Annotated in this window: 12 protein-coding genes; 11 read left to right on the forward strand and 1 reads right to left on the reverse strand. The window is 43.2% G+C overall.

The features are described from left to right. Positions 1-99: 99 nt before the first annotated feature. The 11 genes from sdhA to M0221_RS00590 all read left to right on the forward strand — a co-directional run bounded on the left by sdhA (position 100) and on the right by M0221_RS00590 (position 17,199). Entirely contained in the window at positions 100-1,950 is a 1,851-nt protein-coding gene (gene sdhA / locus M0221_RS00540; RefSeq protein ID WP_011512484.1) for a succinate dehydrogenase flavoprotein subunit, read from the forward strand. Between the two features lie 207 nt (positions 1,951-2,157). Then, on the forward strand, positions 2,158-2,868 hold the full coding sequence (locus tag M0221_RS00545; RefSeq protein WP_011512485.1) for a succinate dehydrogenase iron-sulfur subunit: 711 nt from the start codon (positions 2,158-2,160) through the stop codon (positions 2,866-2,868). Between the two features lie 812 nt (positions 2,869-3,680). Next, on the forward strand, positions 3,681-6,566 hold the full coding sequence (locus M0221_RS00550) for a 2-oxoglutarate dehydrogenase E1 component (protein ID WP_483284039.1): 2,886 nt from the start codon (positions 3,681-3,683) through the stop codon (positions 6,564-6,566). A 155-nt stretch (positions 6,567-6,721) separates the two neighbouring features. Further along, on the forward strand, positions 6,722-7,954 hold the full coding sequence (gene odhB, locus M0221_RS00555; RefSeq protein ID WP_011512487.1) for a 2-oxoglutarate dehydrogenase complex dihydrolipoyllysine-residue succinyltransferase: 1,233 nt from the start codon (positions 6,722-6,724) through the stop codon (positions 7,952-7,954). Positions 7,955-8,225: 271 nt separating this feature from the next. Further along, a complete protein-coding gene (gene lpdA, locus M0221_RS00560; RefSeq protein WP_483284040.1) occupies positions 8,226-9,677 on the forward strand; it encodes a dihydrolipoyl dehydrogenase in 1,452 nt (483 codons plus the stop codon). 201 nt (positions 9,678-9,878) lie between these two features. Further along, entirely contained in the window at positions 9,879-11,045 is a 1,167-nt protein-coding gene (sucC, locus tag M0221_RS00565) for an ADP-forming succinate--CoA ligase subunit beta (protein ID WP_011512489.1), read from the forward strand. 104 nt (positions 11,046-11,149) lie between these two features. Then, a complete protein-coding gene (gene sucD, locus M0221_RS00570) occupies positions 11,150-12,025 on the forward strand; it encodes a succinate--CoA ligase subunit alpha (RefSeq protein ID WP_011512490.1) in 876 nt (291 codons plus the stop codon). A 107-nt stretch (positions 12,026-12,132) separates the two neighbouring features. Continuing rightward, positions 12,133-13,173 (forward strand): UDP-glucose 4-epimerase GalE, encoded by a 1,041-nt coding sequence (galE, locus tag M0221_RS00575; protein WP_483284041.1) that lies wholly within the window; start codon positions 12,133-12,135, stop codon positions 13,171-13,173. Positions 13,174-13,226: 53 nt separating this feature from the next. After that, the gene (locus M0221_RS00580; protein ID WP_483284042.1) at positions 13,227-14,111 is read left to right on the forward strand and encodes a UTP--glucose-1-phosphate uridylyltransferase; all 885 of its coding nucleotides are present in this window, start codon (positions 13,227-13,229) and stop codon (positions 14,109-14,111) included. A 3-nt stretch (positions 14,112-14,114) separates the two neighbouring features. After that, positions 14,115-15,782, forward strand: a complete 1,668-nt coding sequence (gene pgi / locus M0221_RS00585) for a glucose-6-phosphate isomerase (RefSeq protein WP_483284043.1) — start codon at positions 14,115-14,117, stop codon at positions 15,780-15,782. A gap of 37 nt (positions 15,783-15,819) precedes the next feature. Next, a complete protein-coding gene (locus M0221_RS00590; protein ID WP_483284044.1) occupies positions 15,820-17,199 on the forward strand; it encodes a UDP-glucose/GDP-mannose dehydrogenase family protein in 1,380 nt (459 codons plus the stop codon). A gap of 151 nt (positions 17,200-17,350) precedes the next feature. Here the strand turns inward: M0221_RS00590 and M0221_RS00595 are convergent, their stop codons facing one another. Continuing rightward, positions 17,351-18,838, reverse strand: a complete 1,488-nt coding sequence (locus tag M0221_RS00595) for a phosphohexomutase domain-containing protein (protein ID WP_483284045.1) — start codon at positions 18,836-18,838, stop codon at positions 17,351-17,353. Positions 18,839-18,967 lie beyond the last annotated feature (129 nt).

An 18,967-nucleotide genomic window follows, 5' to 3' on the forward strand; every position in this document is an offset into this window, starting at 1 on the left:
ATCCGTGCTTTGAGTCGATGATTCAGCTCGGAGTGTATGACTGGTTAAGCAGTCCTTGTATTTACTTCGCAAGTATTAACAGGCATTAGGAAAACCGTAATGGCAACTAGACAAGACAATACCATTAGCAATATCAAAACCCTAAACTATGACGCGGTCATCGTTGGTGGTGGTGGTTCAGGTATGCGTGCATCATTGCACTTAGCTGAAGCCGGCATGAAGGTTGCAGTCTTAACCAAAGTATTCCCAACCCGCTCGCATACCGTTGCAGCTCAGGGCGGTATCGGTGCAAGTCTCGGTAACATGAGCAACGATAACTGGCATTTCCACTTTTATGATACCGTTAAAGGGTCAGACTGGTTGGGTGACCAAGACGCGATTGAGTACATGTGCCGTGAAGCGCCAAAAGTAGTATACGAGCTTGAGCACATGGGCATGCCGTTTGACCGTAATGAAGATGGCACAATTTATCAGCGTCCATTCGGTGGTCATACCTCAAACTATGGCGAAAAAGCCGTACAACGTGCGTGTGCTGCTGCTGACCGTACCGGTCATGCGCTATTACATACGCTCTATCAAAAAAATCTACAGCAAGGTACTGAATTCTTTATCGAATGGATTGCGCTTGATTTGATCAAAGATGAAGCTGGTAATATCAATGGCGTTATCGCGATTGAACAAGAAACTGGTACAGTTGCTGTATTCCAGTCACCAATTACTGTCCTAGCGACAGGTGGTGCTGGTCGTATCTTTGCCGCATCTACCAATGCTTACATCAATACTGGTGACGGTATTGGCATGGCAGTTCGTGCAGGTATTCCATTACAAGATATGGAGTTCTGGCAGTTCCACCCAACCGGCGTCCATGGCGCAGGCGTACTATTGACTGAAGGTTGCCGAGGTGAAGGCGCTATCTTACGTAATAAAGATGGCGAAGCGTTCATGGAGCGTTATGCCCCAACCGTAAAAGACTTGGCACCACGTGATTTAGTATCACGCTCTATGGACCAAGAAATCAAAGAAGGTCGTGGTTGTGGTCCAAATGCTGACCATATTGTGATGGATATGACCCATTTAGGCGTTGAAACCATCATGAAGCGTCTGCCTTCAGTATTCGAGATTGGTAAAAACTTTGCCAACGTCGATATCACGAAAGAGCCAATTCCTGTTATTCCAACCATTCATTATATGATGGGCGGTATTCCAACCACGATTCATGGTCAAGTGATTGTACCGGATCTAGAAGCAGGTACGGATGAAGATGGTCTATATGCAAAAGGTAACGTGGTTAAAGGTCTATATGCAATTGGCGAATGCGCGTGCGTCAGTGTTCACGGTGCCAACCGTTTAGGTACCAACTCATTACTTGATTTATTGGTATTTGGTCGCGCTGCAGGTAAGCACATCGTCGATGAATTCCATCATGCGGATCATAACTATAAGCCACTTGATCCTCGCGTCCTTGATTACACAGTCGGTCGTTTAGACAAGCTGCAACAGTCAACCTCGGGCTATAATGCGCAAGACGTTGCCGATGAGATTCGTGCAACCATGCAAACGCATGCCAGTGTATTCCGTACACAAGCGATGATGGATGAAGGCGTTGCAAAAATCCTAGCGCTAGGCGAGAAGATTGATCAGATTCATTTGGCTGATAAATCACAAGTCTTTAACACTGCTCGTATTGAAGCCTTTGAAGTGGGCAATCTTTACGAAGTAGCAAAAGCGACGATGATATCGGCAGCCCAGCGTCATGAAAGCCGCGGCGCGCACAGTGTCTCTGACTATGATCGTCCTGAAGATGATGAATACGCACCAAACGGTCGTAACGATAATGATTGGATGAAGCATACCTTATGGTATTCTGAAGGCAATAAGATTATCTATAAGCCGGTTCGTAAAATTCCATTAACGGTTGATTATATCGAGCCAAAGGTTCGTGTCTACTAAGTCAGACGCCTTGCGCCTGATGTGTATAGACAGCATAAACGTTTTATCCTTTATTCATTTATTAAAAAGGTGACCGCCAGCTACAAGCTCATGCCAGCGCCCTATTAATCCGTATTTGATTATTCTTGTCAGTACAGATTAATAGCCAGCGCGACTATGTTGCAATCCTTGTATGCCCGCCATCACCGACGTGTGGAGTTTAGCATTATGAGCCGAGGTACTCGCACCATCGAAATCTATCGCTACGATCCTGATCTGGACGCAGCGCCGCGCATGCAAACTTATACGATTGAGCTATTAGACTCAGATCGTATGTTGCTTGACGTGTTATTACGCCTAAAGAAGGAAGATGAAACTCTTACCTTCCGTCGCTCGTGCCGTGAAGGCATCTGTGGCTCTGATGGCATGAATATTAACGGTAAAAATGGTCTAGCATGTTTGATCAACATGAATACTTTGCCAGAAAAAGTAACCGTTCGCCCGTTACCAGGTTTGCCAGTGGTTCGTGATTTGGTCGTCGATATGAACCAATTCTACGAGCAGTACGAAAAAGTACATCCATTCTTAATTAATGATCAGCCAGCGCCTGCGACTGAGCGCTTGCAGTCACCTGAGCAACGTGACAAGTTAAATGGTTTATATGAATGTATTTTATGTGCCTGCTGTTCAACCAGCTGCCCATCATTCTGGTGGAATCCTGATAAGTTCTTAGGACCATCAGCACTACTGCATGCTGATCGTTTTGTTTCTGACAGCCGTGACAGTGATACGCGCGCGCGTCTGGCTCGTTTAGACGATCCATTCAGCTTATTTCGTTGCCGCGGTATCATGAACTGCGTATCAGTATGTCCAAAAGGCTTGAATCCAACCAAAGCTATCGGTCATCTGCGTAATTTGTTGCTTGATCAAGCAGGTTAATATACCTTTTAAGCTCAATTAGCTTTATAATAGCGCTATAAAAAACACCACCTGAGATAAGGTGGTGTTTTTTATTCGTTAAAATAAGCAAAACAATAGCGTAAAGTCACCATGCTTGTTAAGTCGTCTTAGAACAATATTTGAATTTGCATCAGAATAATGATGACAAGTAAGGCCATACTAACAATACGTTGCTTATATGTAAGACAACCTGTTATCTGCTCTATCTGCCTATATAATTATAAGTAGTAATGGCTAAGCATAAAAAATGCTTGGTTATTATAAGATTATAGGGGTGAATGACGATGATAGAAGGTATATAATACTGAGGTTAAAACGGATGCATAGCAGTGATATATGAATATGCAGGAAGTCAATCACCTATGAATTGCGTAAAGTGATAATAGATATTCATTGCGTAAATACTTAGTATTGAACAAACAAACTATGGCTGCAATTGTTGCCATGTTACGCTATACGGCAGTGTATCATTTGTCAAATAGTCATTGCAGAGCTACAATAGCCAAGTTATTCAGCAGAAATGGCTTGTAAATGAGCCAGCTGAACAAAAAAAATTTAAAAAAATGCTATAAATAACAATTTAGTTATAACTTGTAGCATTATATATAAATTAATGTTTTGCGACGAGCGACATAAGAAAACTGAACGTTCACAAATAATTTGAATGGTGTTCTATGTTGATTGTTCATTGTTAAAAGGCTATTTATTCAATAGCTGAGTCGCCTGTATACAACAGATTTTACAATAATAAGCACGATTCCATTCATTTATCTATCAAATAGACGATTATTATGAATAGTATAACTAAAGAAGCAGCGAGCGTAGATCAAACAGAATTGGCCGCTGATAATGCCAATTATATTGATATTCTCTACGAGCAATACCTAGAAGATCCTAATAGTGTTGGCAGCGATTGGCAAACGTATTTTGAACAATACAAATCGCCAAATGATGCACCGCATAACGCCATTAAAGACCAGTTTTTATTATTGGCCCGTAATCAGACGGCTAATAAGGTCAGCACCGACACCAGTAGCGCGACTACTAGTCATAGCAACAATGTTGGTGACAATAAGCAAATGGGCGTACAGCAGCTCATCTCAGCTTACCGTCGTCGCGGTCATCGCCGAGCGCAGCTAGATCCATTAAGTCTACACCCACGTGCGGAAGTAGAGGATTTGACTCTTGCTTATCACAATCTTTCTGACGCGGATCTAGATACAATATTTCCGACTAATGATCTAAATATCGGTAAAAATGAAGCACCGTTACGTGAAATCATTGAAATCATGGAGCGCGTCTATTGCCGTTATATCGGCACAGAATATATGCACGTGACCACCAGCACAGAAAAGCGCTGGATGGAAAAATATCTAGAAACCAATCTAGGTCATATCTCTTTTGATACAGAAAAACGTTTGTCTATTCTTGAGCGTTTGACGGCAGCAGAAGGCTTAGAAAAATATCTTGCTCGTAAATATACGGGTGTGAAGCGTTTTGGTCTGGAAGGCGGCGAGAGCTTTATTCCAGCGATCAATGAAATCATCCAACGTGCTGGCGGTTATGGCACAAAAGAGATGGTCATTGGTATGGCTCACCGTGGGCGTTTAAACCTATTGGTAAACATCTTGGGTAAAAACCCTGCTGATTTGTTTGATGAGTTCGATGGTAAAGTGCAGCCAGAAAAAGGCTCAGGCGATGTTAAATACCATAATGGTTTTTCATCGAACGTGATGACCCCAGGTGGGGAGGCGCATTTAGCGTTGGCATTTAACCCGTCCCATCTTGAAATCGTTGCGCCAGTATTACAAGGCTCAGTACGTGCGCGTCAAGTACGTCGTAATGATCAGCCACTTCATGAAAATAAGACGGGCAATTCAGTATTGCCAATCGTCATTCATGGTGATGCAGCGTTTGCTGGTCAAGGCGTGGTACAAGAGACATTCCAGATGTCACAAACCCGTGCGTATACGACGGGCGGCACCATCCATATTGTGATTAATAACCAAGTTGGTTTTACCACCAGCCGTCAAGAAGATGCACGCTCAACTGAATACTGTACTGATGTGGCAAAAATGGTTCATGCGCCAATTTTGCATGTCAACGGTGATGATCCTGAGTCTGTGGTATTTGCCGCGCAATTGGCGTTAGATTATCGTCATGAGTTTGACAAAGACATCATTATAGATCTCTTCTGCTATCGCCGTAACGGTCATAATGAGGCAGATGAGCCTTCAGCTACTCAGCCACTCATGTATGCAGTGATCAAAAAGCTCCCAACGACTCGTACTATTTACGCGAAACAGTTAATCGAAGAAGGTTTGCTGAGTAAAGAAGATGAAACGCGTTTAGAAGATGAGTATCGTGAATCATTAGATCGCGGTGAATATGTTGCCAATTCATTGGTAAATGAGCCTAACGAGCAGCTATTTGTCGATTGGAAACCTTATTTGGGTCACGATTTGGTTGATGATTGGGATACCAGTGTTGATATCGAAGTGTTGAAAGGCTATGGTCGCCGCATGGCACAAATGCCTGAAGGTTACAAGCTACAGCGCCAAGTACAAAAAGTGGTCGAGCAGCGCTTAGCAATGCAAACTGGCGAAGAGCCTTTGAACTGGGGTGCAGCTGAGACATTGGCATACGCATCACTGGTTGATAACGATAAAGTACTGGTACGTATTACTGGTGAAGATGTAGGGCGTGGTACGTTCTCACATCGTCATAGTGAGCTATATAATATTGAAGATGGCAGCATGTATGTGCCACTTGCTCACCTGAGTGAAGATCAAGCACGCTTTGCCACTTATAACTCATTGCTATCAGAAGAAGCGGTATTAGCTTTTGAATATGGTTATGCGACCACGGTGCCAAATGCATTGGTTGTTTGGGAAGCGCAGTTCGGTGATTTTGTTAACGGTGCTCAAGTAGTTATCGACCAATTCATCGCGAGTGGCGAGACCAAATGGCAGCGCGTTTGCGGCTTGACCATGTTATTGCCGCATGGCTTCGAAGGTCAAGGTCCTGAGCATTCATCAGCCCGTCTTGAGCGCTTCTTGCAGTTATGTGCTGAAGACAACATGCAAGTCATCACACCAACGACGCCTGCACAGATTTATCATGCGCTACGTCGTCAAGCGGTTCGCCCGATTCGTAAACCGTTAATCGTGATGTCGCCAAAGAGCTTGCTACGTCATAAGCTTGCGACTTCTCAATTAGAAGAATTGGCAAATGGTAAGTTTGAAACAGTATTGCCAGAGATGGATCAGCAAAATCCGGACAATGTGACTCGTATGGTTCTATGTGGCGGTAAAGTTTATTATGACTTGCTTGAGCAGCGCCGTGCTTTAGGTCTAGACCATGTAGCAATCGTTCGTATTGAGCAACTCTATCCTTTACCAGAAAAACGCTTAATTGCTGAAATTGAAAAATACAGCAACTTAAAAGAAATCGTTTGGACGCAAGAGGAGCCGTTGAACCAAGGCGCTTGGTATTACTTAGCACCACATATGTTCCGTATTGTTGTACCGCATCCAACCAGAGCAAAAGTGATGGAGCCAGTTGCACGTCCTGCCAGTGCAGCGCCTGCGACAGGATCAGCAAAATTACACGTTAAGCAACAACAAGATTTAATCGCTGGTGGTCTTGGTATCAGTGTAGATGAGCTGTCTATTTAATAGCTTATATAAATAACAGATTGTATGTAATCAATGAATCAGGCGATGACAGTCAGTACCCAGTAAGACAATTTAAATATCACATTTTAAATGGCACTGACTGCCTATCACGACTTAATTATAAATAGTAATATCCAAATCTAAGGAGTATATCGATGGCTGAAATTAAAGCCCCCGTTTTTCCAGAATCGGTTGCCGATGGTACAATCGTTGAATGGCATGTCACTGAAGGTCAGCAAGTAAACCGTGATGACCTATTAGCTGAAATCGAAACTGATAAAGTTGTATTAGAAGTGGTCGCGCCTGATAACGGTGTTGTAACCCGAATCGTTAAGCAAGTAGATGACACCGTATTGTCTGATGAGCTGATTGCCGAATTTGAAGCTGGTGCTAGCGCCAGTGCTGAAGCTGCTCCTGCCGTTGATCCAGATCAACCAGCTGCGCCAGTACAACCTAAGCAAGCAACAGATGGCGGCGAGCCAGTACAAGCGTCTGCTGAATCTGATCATAAAGATCAAAGCCCTGCAGTGCGTAAAGCAGCCAAAGAGTCTGGCGTAGATCCTAAAAACGTCGAAGGTAGTGGTCGCGGCGGTCGTGTGACTAAAACTGACATGTCAAACCCAACGTTGAAAGCGGACAGCTCAATCACTTCTGATAGTGGTCGTCCTGTTGCTGAAGCAGTTGGCGAGCGTACTGAAAAACGCGTACCAATGACACGTCTACGTAAAACAATCGCGAATCGTCTGCTAGCTGCTTCTCAAGAAACGGCAATGCTAACGACGTTTAACGAAGTCAACATGAAACCGTTGATGGATATGCGTACCAAGTATAAAGATCAGTTCGAAAAGCGTCATGGTACACGTTTAGGCTTTATGTCGTTATTCGTAAAAGCGGCGACTGAAGCACTAAAACGCTATCCAGCTGTGAATGCGTCATTAGACGGTGATGATATCGTTTATCATGGTTACTATGACATCGGTGTTGCCGTATCTTCTAACCGTGGTCTAGTCGTACCAGTACTGCGTGATACTGATCGTATGAGCATGGCAGATGTTGAAGCCAAGATTCGTGAGTTTGGTGGTAAAGCACAAGAAGGCAAACTTGGTCTAGAAGACATGGTTGGCGGTACATTTACCATCTCAAACGGTGGTGTATTTGGTTCACTGATGTCAACACCTATCTTGAACCCACCACAAACCGCTATCTTGGGTATGCATGCCATCAATGACCGCCCTATGGCAGTTAATGGTGAAGTTAAAATCTTGCCAATGATGTATCTTGCCCTGTCTTATGACCATCGTATGATTGATGGTAAAGAAGCGGTACAATTCTTAGTAACACTAAAAGAATTGGTTGAAGACCCTACTATGCTACTTTTAGATCTTTAAGTTTTTAGGCTTGTATCAGTGATGACTGATACAAGCTTTTTAGCTTTGTAGAGATTATCTTTTAATGCCTTTTAGCTTTTTCAGTTCTATCTTATGAGCAATGAGCTAAGCATACTCAGCAACTATCTTTATCGTCTTTTTAAACGCATCTATTATCTAGCATTTAGATATCGTATTGGTTATCGAACAGATAAGTCGATGGTTTACTAACGAGATAAAATTGGTTTATATGATACCTAACATTAAACTAAAATTAAAATAGGAACGTATTATGAAAGACAGTTATGATTTAGTCGTCATCGGCGGCGGACCTGGTGGTTATGAAGCAGCAATCCGTGCAGGACAGCTTGGCATGAGCGTCGCTTGTATCGAAAAACGCGTTTATAAAGGCGAGCCTGCACTTGGCGGTACTTGCTTAAACGTCGGTTGTATCCCATCAAAAGCATTGCTTGATAGCTCACATCGCTATGAAGCGACTAAGCACGACCTTAATGAGCATGGTATTACTACTGGTGATGTTGCTATCGATATCGAGCAAATGATTGCTCGTAAAGAAGGCATCGTTAAGCAGTTAACTGGCGGTGTTGCTGCGTTATTGAAAGGTAATGGGGTTGACTGGCTGCAAGGCTGGGGCACATTAGAAGATGGTAAAGGTACTGATAAAAAAGTTAAATTTACCGCCCTTGCTGATGAAGCAGAAACGATTATCACTGCTAAAAACGTGATTCTTGCAGCTGGTTCAGTGCCGATTGATATTCCAGTTGCCAGAACTGACGGCGATCGTATCGTTGATTCTACTGGCGCGCTTGACTTCACTGCTGTACCTAAGCGTTTAGGCGTAATCGGTGCCGGTGTTATCGGTCTTGAGCTTGGTTCAGTATGGCGTCGTCTAGGTGCAGAAGTTGTGGTATATGAAGCACTACCTAGCTTCTTGGCTGCTGCTGATAAAGATATCGCTAAAGAAGCCGGTAAAATGCTAAAAAAGCAAGGTCTTGATATCCGTGTTGATACCAAAGTGACCAATGCTGAAGTGAAAGGCGATCAAGTCATCGTTACTAGTGAAACCAAAGGCGAATCTAGTGAAGAGAGCTTTGATAAGCTGATCGTTTGTGTCGGTCGTCGCGCTTATTCTGAGAAACTACTTGGCGAAGACAGTGGTATTCAATTGACCGAACGCGGTTTGATTGATGTCAATGATCAGTGCAAAACCAATCTTGATGGCGTTTATGCTATCGGTGATTTGGTACGCGGTCCTATGCTTGCGCATAAAGCCATGGAAGAAGGCATGATGGCTGTTGAGCGTATTCATGGCGAAAAAGCTCAAGTGAACTATGACACTATCATCAACGTCATCTATACGCATCCAGAAATCGCATGGGTTGGTTTGACAGAGCAAGAAGCAGAAGCTGCCGGTTACGAGGTCAAAACAGGCTCATTTAACCTAGCTGCAAACGGTCGTGCTCTTGCTCAAAGTGAAGCTCAAGGCTCTATCAAAGTCGTTGCTGATGCCAAAACAGACCGTTTGTTAGGTATGCATGCGATTTCTGCTGGTGCAGGCGATATCGTCCATCAAGGTATGATTGCGATGGAATTTGTATCAAGCATCGAAGATTTGCAGTTGATGACATTCGCGCATCCAACGATCTCTGAAGCCGTCCATGAAGCAGCATTGTCTGCGGATGGTCGTGCCATTCACGCCATTCAGCGTAAAAAACGTAAATAATTTTAACGACTAAAAATATTTTGTATAAAGATATGTTAAGTATCTTAAATGGTTATTAGATGATGGCATGACCATCGCATTGTTCGAATAGCTATTTTGAATGACTATTTTGAATGCTGCGTTGGTCTAACATACAGTAGAGCATTCTACGATGTATGAGTTTTCATTTTTTATTAATGGTAAAAATAAAGGATTCAATCAATGAATTTACATGAGTATCAAGCAAAAGAGCTATTGAAAAGCTATGGCTTGCCAATTCAAGAAGGCATCATTGCCTACAGTGGCGACGAAGCAGCGGCAGCTTTTGACAAAACTCCAACTGATATCGCAGTCATCAAAGCGCAGGTTCATGCTGGTGGTCGCGGTAAAGCGGGCGGCGTGAAACTGGTTAAGACTCGTGAAGAAGCAAAGCAAGTGACTGATGAGCTTATCGGTAAAAACCTTGTAACGTATCAAACCGATGCCGCTGGTCAACCAGTGAATTTCGTTTTGGTTGCAGAAGATATGTATCCAGTACAAACCGAGCTATATCTTGGCGCTGTTGTTGACCGCTCTTCACGTCGCGTGACGTTTATGGCATCAACGGAAGGCGGTGTTGAGATTGAGAAAGTTGCAGAAGAAACCCCTGAAAAAATCTTTAAAGTAAATATTGATCCATTGGTTGGTTTATTGCCATTCCAAGCGCGTGAAGTCGCGTTTAAATTGGGTCTTGAAGGCAAGCAAATCAATCAATTCGTTAAATTGATGTCTGGTGCTTATCAAGCATTCGTTGAAAACGACATTGATTTACTTGAAATCAACCCATTAGCGGTTCGCGAAAATGGCGAGATCGTTTGTGTTGATGGCAAAATTGGTATCGACTCAAATGCTTTGTATCGTTTGCCTAAGATTGCTGCGCTACAAGACAAATCACAAGAAAATGAGCGTGAGCTTAAAGCGGCTGAGTTTGATCTAAACTATGTTGCCCTAGAAGGCAATATCGGTTGTATGGTAAACGGTGCTGGTCTTGCAATGGCTACGATGGACATCATCAAATTGTACGGCGGCAAGCCTGCTAACTTCTTGGACGTTGGCGGCGGTGCAACTAAAGATCGCGTTGTTGAAGCATTCAAGATTATTCTTGAAGACAGCAGCGTTGAAGGTGTTCTGATCAACATCTTCGGTGGTATCGTACGTTGTGACATGATTGCAGAAGCTATTATCGCTGCGATCAAGGAAGTTGACGTCAAAGTACCAGTTGTTGTCCGTTTAGAGGGTAACAATGCTGAGCTTGGCGCACAAATTCTAGAAGAATCTGGTCTGAAACTGATCTCAGCTCAAGGTTTATCAGACGCCGCTCAAAAAATTGTTGACGCTGTTAAAGCTTAATTGCTCAAGAGTATAAGGCGTTTGCTGTTATTCTACCGACGTTAACATTTAACGTGGCAGGATAGGCAAGCGCCTACCAGACAACCGCATACAAGGATAAGATAATGAGTGTATTAATTGATAAAGACACCAAAGTATTGGTGCAAGGTTTTACCGGTAAAAATGGTACGTTCCACTCAGAACAAGCCATCGAATATGGTACAAAAGTTGTTGGCGGCGTAACCCCTGGTAAAGGCGGTCAAACGCACCTAGGTTTGCCAGTATTCAACACCATGTCTGAAGCAATGGCAGCCACCCAAGCAGACGCTTCTGTTATCTATGTACCAGCTCCTTTTGTACTAGATTCTATCATCGAAGCAATTGATGCTGGTGTGAAGCTAATTGTTGTGATCACTGAAGGCGTACCAACGCTTGATATGCTTAAAGCCAAACGCTACCTTGAAACAGCAGGCGATGTACGTCTAATCGGTCCTAACTGCCCAGGCGTTATCACCCCAGGTCAGTGCAAAATCGGCATCATGCCAGGTCATATCCATTTGCCAGGTAAAGTGGGTATCATCTCACGCTCTGGTACTTTGACTTATGAAGCCGTTGCTCAAACTACTAAACTTGGTTTTGGTCAGTCAACTTGTATCGGTATCGGTGGTGATCCGATCCCTGGTATGAATCAGATTGATGCGCTTAAATTGTTCCAAGAAGATCCACAAACTGAAGCAATTATCTTAATCGGTGAAATCGGTGGTACTGCTGAAGAAGAAGCAGCCGCTTATATCAAAGACCATGTAACTAAGCCAGTTGTTGGTTATATTGCTGGTGTAACTGCTCCTGAAGGTAAGCGTATGGGTCATGCCGGCGCTATCATCTCTGGCGGTCAAGGTACAGCTGAAGATAAATTTAAAGCGTTCGAAGCGGCAGGTATTGCTTACACGCGTGACCCATCAAAATTGGGCGAGAAGCTAAAAGAAGTGACAGGTTGGTAGCATCAGCCGCTAACTGACTGTTAATACTCAAATGACGTTGAAAAATAATGAAGGCACCCCTACAATGGGGTGTCTTTTTTTGTTTGAAAATTGCTTTGGATATCAATATGGAAAATTATAAAAATAAAATATTAGTGACTGGCGGCGCAGGATATATCGGTTCACATACTTGTATTGCACTGCATGAAGCAGGCTACGAGGTGGTGATATACGACAATTTATCGAACAGCAGTTTTGAGGCAGTAAATCGTGTTTCTAGCCTTATTGGGCAGCCTATCGACTTTATCGAAGGCGACATTCGTGATGCTGATTCACTCAGGCAAGTATTTGCCGCGCATCAATTTTTTGGCGTGATTCATTTTGCTGGCTTAAAAGCGGTTGGCGAATCTGTAGCTAAACCCTTGATGTACTATGATAATAATGTGAGTGGTACGATTGCCTTACTTAAAATCATGGCTGAATATGAGGTTAAAAAACTAGTCTTTTCTTCATCAGCTACGGTCTATGGTGATCCTGAAATTCTGCCAATTAATGAAGACTCTCCACGTTCCTGTACCAATCCTTATGGACAGAGTAAGCTTACGGTTGAGCATGTTCTAGAAGATTTAGCGCTATCAGATAACAGTTGGAGCCTTATTCCTTTGAGGTATTTTAATCCTGTTGGCGCGCACCCATCTGGACAAATTGGCGAAGATCCCAATGATATTCCAAATAATTTAATGCCATATATCTCACAAGTCGCGGTCGGCAAGCTTGATAAATTAAGCATTTTTGGCGATGACTATGCTACGGTAGATGGTACAGGTGTGCGTGACTTTATACATGTAACTGACCTCGCACAAGGTCATGTCGCCGCGCTCAATTATCTAAAGCAGCAAAAGCAAAGCTTAGGTTTTCTTCCGATCAATTTAGGATCAGGTAAGGGAACGTCTGTATTAGAGTTAGTTAGAGCGTTTTCTGCCGTATCAGCTCAAGATATTCCTTTTCAGTTTATTGGGCGACGAGCTGGTGATATTGCCAGTTGCTATGCTAGTGCTGATAAAGCACAAGAGTTATTAGGATGGAAGGCAAGCTTGTCTATTACTGATATGTGTCAAGACACATGGCGTTGGCAAAGCATAAATCCAAATGGTTATAACTCAATATAAGTATTATAGAAAACAAACCCTTATCCATTCTTATTAAGTATGTATTAATCCTTATGAAAAAAATTACTCACGCGGTGATACCCGTTGCAGGCTTTGGTACTCGTATGTTGCCATTGTCTAAATCCGTACCTAAAGAGCTATTGCCGCTTGGTAATCGTCCTGCCATCCATTATGTGGTGGCAGAAGCCATTGCTGCCGGTATTAAGCACATTGTCTTGGTTGGTCATGCACAAAAAAGTGCTATTGAAAATTACTTTGATCTCAATGCCGAGCTTGACAATCAATTGCGTGTTAAAGGTAAGAACGAGCTAGCAGACAGCTTAAACTGGCTACCAGATGATGTGACTATATCGATGATACGTCAGGGTAAGCCATTGGGTTTAGGTCATGCGGTGCTTGCCGCACGCCCAATCATTGGTAAGCATGATTTTGCAGTACTGCTGCCAGATGTGGTGCTTGATCCTTTTAATGGTGATATGTCTGCTGACAATTTGGCGTTTATGATTGACGCTTTTTCTGAAGATAACCATTCGCAAATATTGGTCGACAAGGTCGCCGATAAAGACGTACATAAATATGGTATCGCTCAATTAAGTGAAGCGCTTATGGATGAGGGCGATATAGAGGATAAAACAGATGAGAATGTCAGTTTTAAAGTGGCAGGTTTTGTAGAAAAGCCAAATCTCTCTGATGCGCCATCAAGACTCGCTGTGGTTGGTCGTTATGTCTTTAGTCATCATATTTTTGATTATCTGGCTAATACCCAAGCCTCAGTTGGCGGAGAGATCCAATTGACTGACGCTATTGATGCGCTTATCAGTGAGTATGGTGTCAATGTCACGACCATGCGTGGTAACAGTTATGATGCTGGCGATATGCGCTCTTATATGCAAGCTTTTATATATTTCGCTCAGCAGCAACTAGCCGATGAAGAGTAGTTAATGAACGATACAAAAGACAATAAAGTCTATAGCAGTGCCCGCCATTCTAAATATTGGCAGAAGCTGAAGGCAGCAGCTGAGTCGAAGTGGTCATTAGCTGCCTTGTTTGCACAAAATAATACGCGTACCCAACGTTTTAGTGCTCAAAGTGGGGCGCTGTATATGGACTACAGCAAGCAATGTCTAGATGATACTGTGCTAGAAAGTTTATTAAATCTGGCAAATAGTTGTGAATTGTCCACTCGTATTCAGTCCTTGCTGCAAGGGGCGATGGTGAATACCAGTGAAGAACGTGCCGCTTTGCATACTGCACTACGATTGCCCACCACAGCAAACTTACAACTTGATAATCAAGATGTAGTCGCTGATGTCCATCAAAGTTTGGGGCAAGTTGAACGCTTATCGGAGCGTGTACGCAGTGGGACATGGCGCGGGTTTTCAGGTAAAGCGATTACAGATGTAGTTAATATCGGTGTAGGGGGTTCTGACTTAGGGCCACTGATGGCAACCACTGCCCTTGATGAGTGGGCAGATACCTGTGTTGAGGTCCATTTCGTCTCCAATATGGATGGCACGCAGCTGGATAATTTGCTAAAACATCTGAATCCTGAAACCACTTTATTTATTATCTCATCTAAATCTTTTGGTACCATTGATACCTTATCCAATGCCAAAACGGCACTATCATGGCTGCTTGCAACCGCAAAGCTGCGTGCGGGCACTGAAGACAGTGTATTACGTCGTCATTTCATCGGTATCTCGGCCAATAGTGAAAAAATGAGTGATTGGGGTATTCATCCTGAGCACCAGTTGCAGCTTTGGGAATGGGTAGGGGGTCGTTTTTCTTTATGGTCAGCGATTGGTCTTGCCATAGCTATTCGTATCGGTATGTCTGGGTTTAAAGAGCTGTTGGCAGGCGCGCATAGTATGGATGAGCATTTTGCGCAGGCGGATTTTGCAGAAAACTTGCCAGTATTATTGGGCTTAATCGCAGTTTGGAATAGTACCTTTTTGCAGGTAAATGCTCATACTGTGCTGCCTTACGATGGGCGCTTAAGCTATTTACCCAGTTATTTAACTCAGCTAGAGATGGAAAGTAATGGTAAATCGGTGACCCAGCATGGTGATCGTATTGATTATGATACCTGTCCTATTCTTTGGGGTGAAATTGGTTCCAATGCTCAACATGCTTTTTATCAGCTGCTACATCAAGGAACGCAGCAAGTCTCTTGTGATTTTATCGCTTGTGTACGTCGCTACAGTGATGAGGCAAAAAATACGCCACTACAACAGCAGCATGAACTGTCTTTAGCCAATTGTTTGGCTCAAAGCCGTGTACTGGCTTTTGGTAATGCTGCTATCGCTGAAACGGATAGTCAAATTGCTTGTGATGCTGATAAATATAAATACTACCGAGGCAACCAGCCTTCTACAACCTTGCTGATTGATGAACTTACCCCGCATAGTTTAGGGGCGTTAATCGCGCTTTATGAGCATAAGGTTTATGTCATGGCTAGTATCTGGGATATCAATCCATTTGATCAATGGGGCGTTGAGATGGGTAAGCAGATGGCAGAGTCCGTTCATGATGCGATGCAGCAAGAGGGTAACGCACCATTCGATACCTCAACCAATCAGCTGTTAAAACACATCAAACAGCTTTCTTGAGAGCGCTGCTATATTAATAACGATTAAAGGTACACTCATGAGCGCCGAGACTATGGATAAAAACATGCCCCAATCTGAATCCAATTCGTTTAGTTATTTGGCAAAAGATTCTGCTGTCTGCGTACTTATTGGTCATAGTATTGAAGCGGTGACCAGTGCTGTCGTACTGGCAAGTCTTGGTCAGCAAGTGCATTTATACGCAGACCAAGAGATATTGGCGCAGCAGCTACATCAATATGGCTTTGAGCATCATTTGCAGGCACTATGGCAAATGTATACGCAGCAACAGCACATTATGAGTTTTGCACTGCCTAATACCGCTGATAAGCTTATACAGCTTTATGAAGTAGCGACTGATAATGATGAGAGAAAATCAGTAATCCTATATTGGTTGTTTTTAGACAGTATCGATTCGGTATGGGTAGAGGATGATTGGCTTACCGCTTTTAATCACAGTCAACAGCAGACACAACCGCTCATGATGAGCGGCATTAAGCAGCTTGGCACTATAGATGCATTGTCTCAGCGCTTAAAGCGTGCTTGGGTCTATTATCTACCGTTCGTTTTCTTAAAAGATGGCGACGCTTATAGCTCGATGTTAAATCCGTCACTATGGCTACTCGGTGAAAAAACCTCTAATAGTCGTCATCATTTGGGTATGCTACAGCCATTAATGCAGCATGCGCGTGCTACTCATTATGCCAATATCGCGACTATCGAATTTGCTCGTAGTAGCATTATGGCGATGCTAGCAACTCGGGTCAGTTTTATGAATGAGATGTCGCGCTTGGCGGATAGTCAACAAGTTGATATCCAGCAAGTCAGCCATATCATGGGGCTTGATGAGCGCGTGGGCAGTAGCTACTTGCAAGCGGGCTGGGGGTTTGGTGGTAATACGCTACCGACAGAATTGCTTCAGCTACAGCAATCAAGTCAAGCACAGAGCTTGGCCATGCCGCTATTACAATCGGTTATCCATATTAATGAAGACCAAAAAGAGCTAATATTCCGCAAGTTTTGGCAATATTTTGATGGTTTTATCGATAATAAAACGGTCATGATTTGGGGCGGCAGTTATAAAGCCGGCTCAGGACGGACGGCAGAGTCGGCGATTCATCCTTTATTGGCATTATTGTGGTCTTATAATATTCGCACGCTGGTTTATAGCGATAAAGCGCAAACGGAGCTAGCAGCGCTTTATAAGCAGCAGCCATTACTGGAGTTAATAAATAATCCTTATCAAAAGCTTAATGAGGCGCAGGCAATTTTTATTATCAGCTGGTTGCCAGAGAACCTACTAGATATTGCTAAGCTTAATGAGCAAGCGATGCCCGTATTCGATGCGCAAAATGCCTTGTCACGAACGCAGATAGATGGTCTAGTCGGCGACTATATGGGGATTGGTCGCGCTAAATAAGCGCTTTCTATCAAGTATAAAATAAGCTCAGTAGACAAACAGTTGTTAGATTAAAGCTAAATAAAAGCGCCGATTAATATAAAAATTAATCGGCGCTTTTTTTATCTTTATAAGTTTAGAATGTCTTTATTTAGCATTGCAGCTATTGAAGTTAAGCAGGTACAGCACCTTTACTGGCAAGCCATTGTTGAATCTCCTGGGTCTTGGTCTGTAGTAAATCTTCATCACCGCGACTTTCAATATTTAACCGAACTAATGGTTCAGTATTTGAGGCGCGTAAGTTAAAACGCCATTCGCCAAAGTTGAGGCTTAAGCCATCAAGGGTGGATTTAGCTGGATTGTCGGTACTAAACTTCTCTTCGATAGCGCTAATAATCGCCAGCGCATCATGAGTGGTCAGATGAAAGTTCAGCTCGCCTGAGCTTGGATACGCTTTAATATAACCGCTGACCAATTCTGACAAGGTTTTACCAGTAATCGATAATAACTCAATGGTTAGCAGCCAAGGAATCATGCCGCTATCGCAGTAGAAAAAATCGCGGAAATAATGATGCGCTGACATCTCGCCGCCATACACTGCGCCAGAATCACGCATGACTTGCTTAATAAATGAGTGCCCAGATTTACTAATAACCGCTTTGCCTTTATGCTCATGAATGACTGCTTCAGTGTTATAAATTACCCGTGGATCATAAACAATCGACTCGCCCGTATATTTATTTAAAAAGGCTTGTGCCAACATGCCAACGACATAGCTACCATCGATAAATTCGCCGTATTCATCGAATAAGAAACAGCGGTCAAAATCGCCATCAAAGGCAATCCCAAGGTCGGCTTTATGTGCTAAAACAGCTTGCTGAGTGGCGGTTCTATTAGCCAAAATCATCGGGTTAGGGATGCCGTTTGGAAAGCTGCCATCAGGGGCATGATGCAATTTAATGACTTCAATCGGTGCGCCAACTTGTGCTAACTTATCGATTAATAAGTCAACCACTGGCCCTGCGCTGCCATTGCCTGAATTGATAACCAGCTTAAGCGGTTTTAATTTATCCGTATCAATGAAAGTCATCACATGATCGATATAAGCGCTTTTATCCGTCAGTAATTGTAGGTTGCCTAACGTATTGTCAGTGTTGAATTGCCCTGATTCTGCCAATGCTTGAATCTCTGCCAAGCCATCATCGGCGCTAATCGGTTTTGAGTGATCTTTGACTAATTTTAAGCCATTATAATTAATGGGATTATGACTAGCAGTTACTTCGATACCGCCCAACGCTTGATAATAGCTAGTAGCAAAGTAGACCTCTTCTGTACCTGTCATTCCCAAATCAATCACATGGACGCCAGCATCTAGCATACCTTTGATTGTCGCTTGTTTTAACTGCTCACTTGAATGGCGGATATCGCTGCCAATCACGATAGCTGGTTCTACGTCTTGTAAGTCAGAGGGGGCATCAGCTGTGCTATAACGCTCGAATAAAATCTGGGCAAAAGCACGTCCGATACGATAAGCGATGTCTTCATCGAGATTGACGCCAAGCTCGCCGCGGATATCGTAAGCTTTAAATGAATCAATTTTAATCGGTGCGAACTGGGTTTGAGTCGCATAGCTGGCATTATTCGTATCGGATGTGGGCATAACGATAAAATCCTTGCGTTTAAGCAGTGAGATGATAATTAAGTAGATTACTCAATTATAAGCTAATCAGTGTTCAATGCTACACTAACGACAAAATCGTTATAAACTTAATAGGGTTCTATTTAATAA

Source organism: Psychrobacter sp. ANT206, from assembly GCF_056880555.1.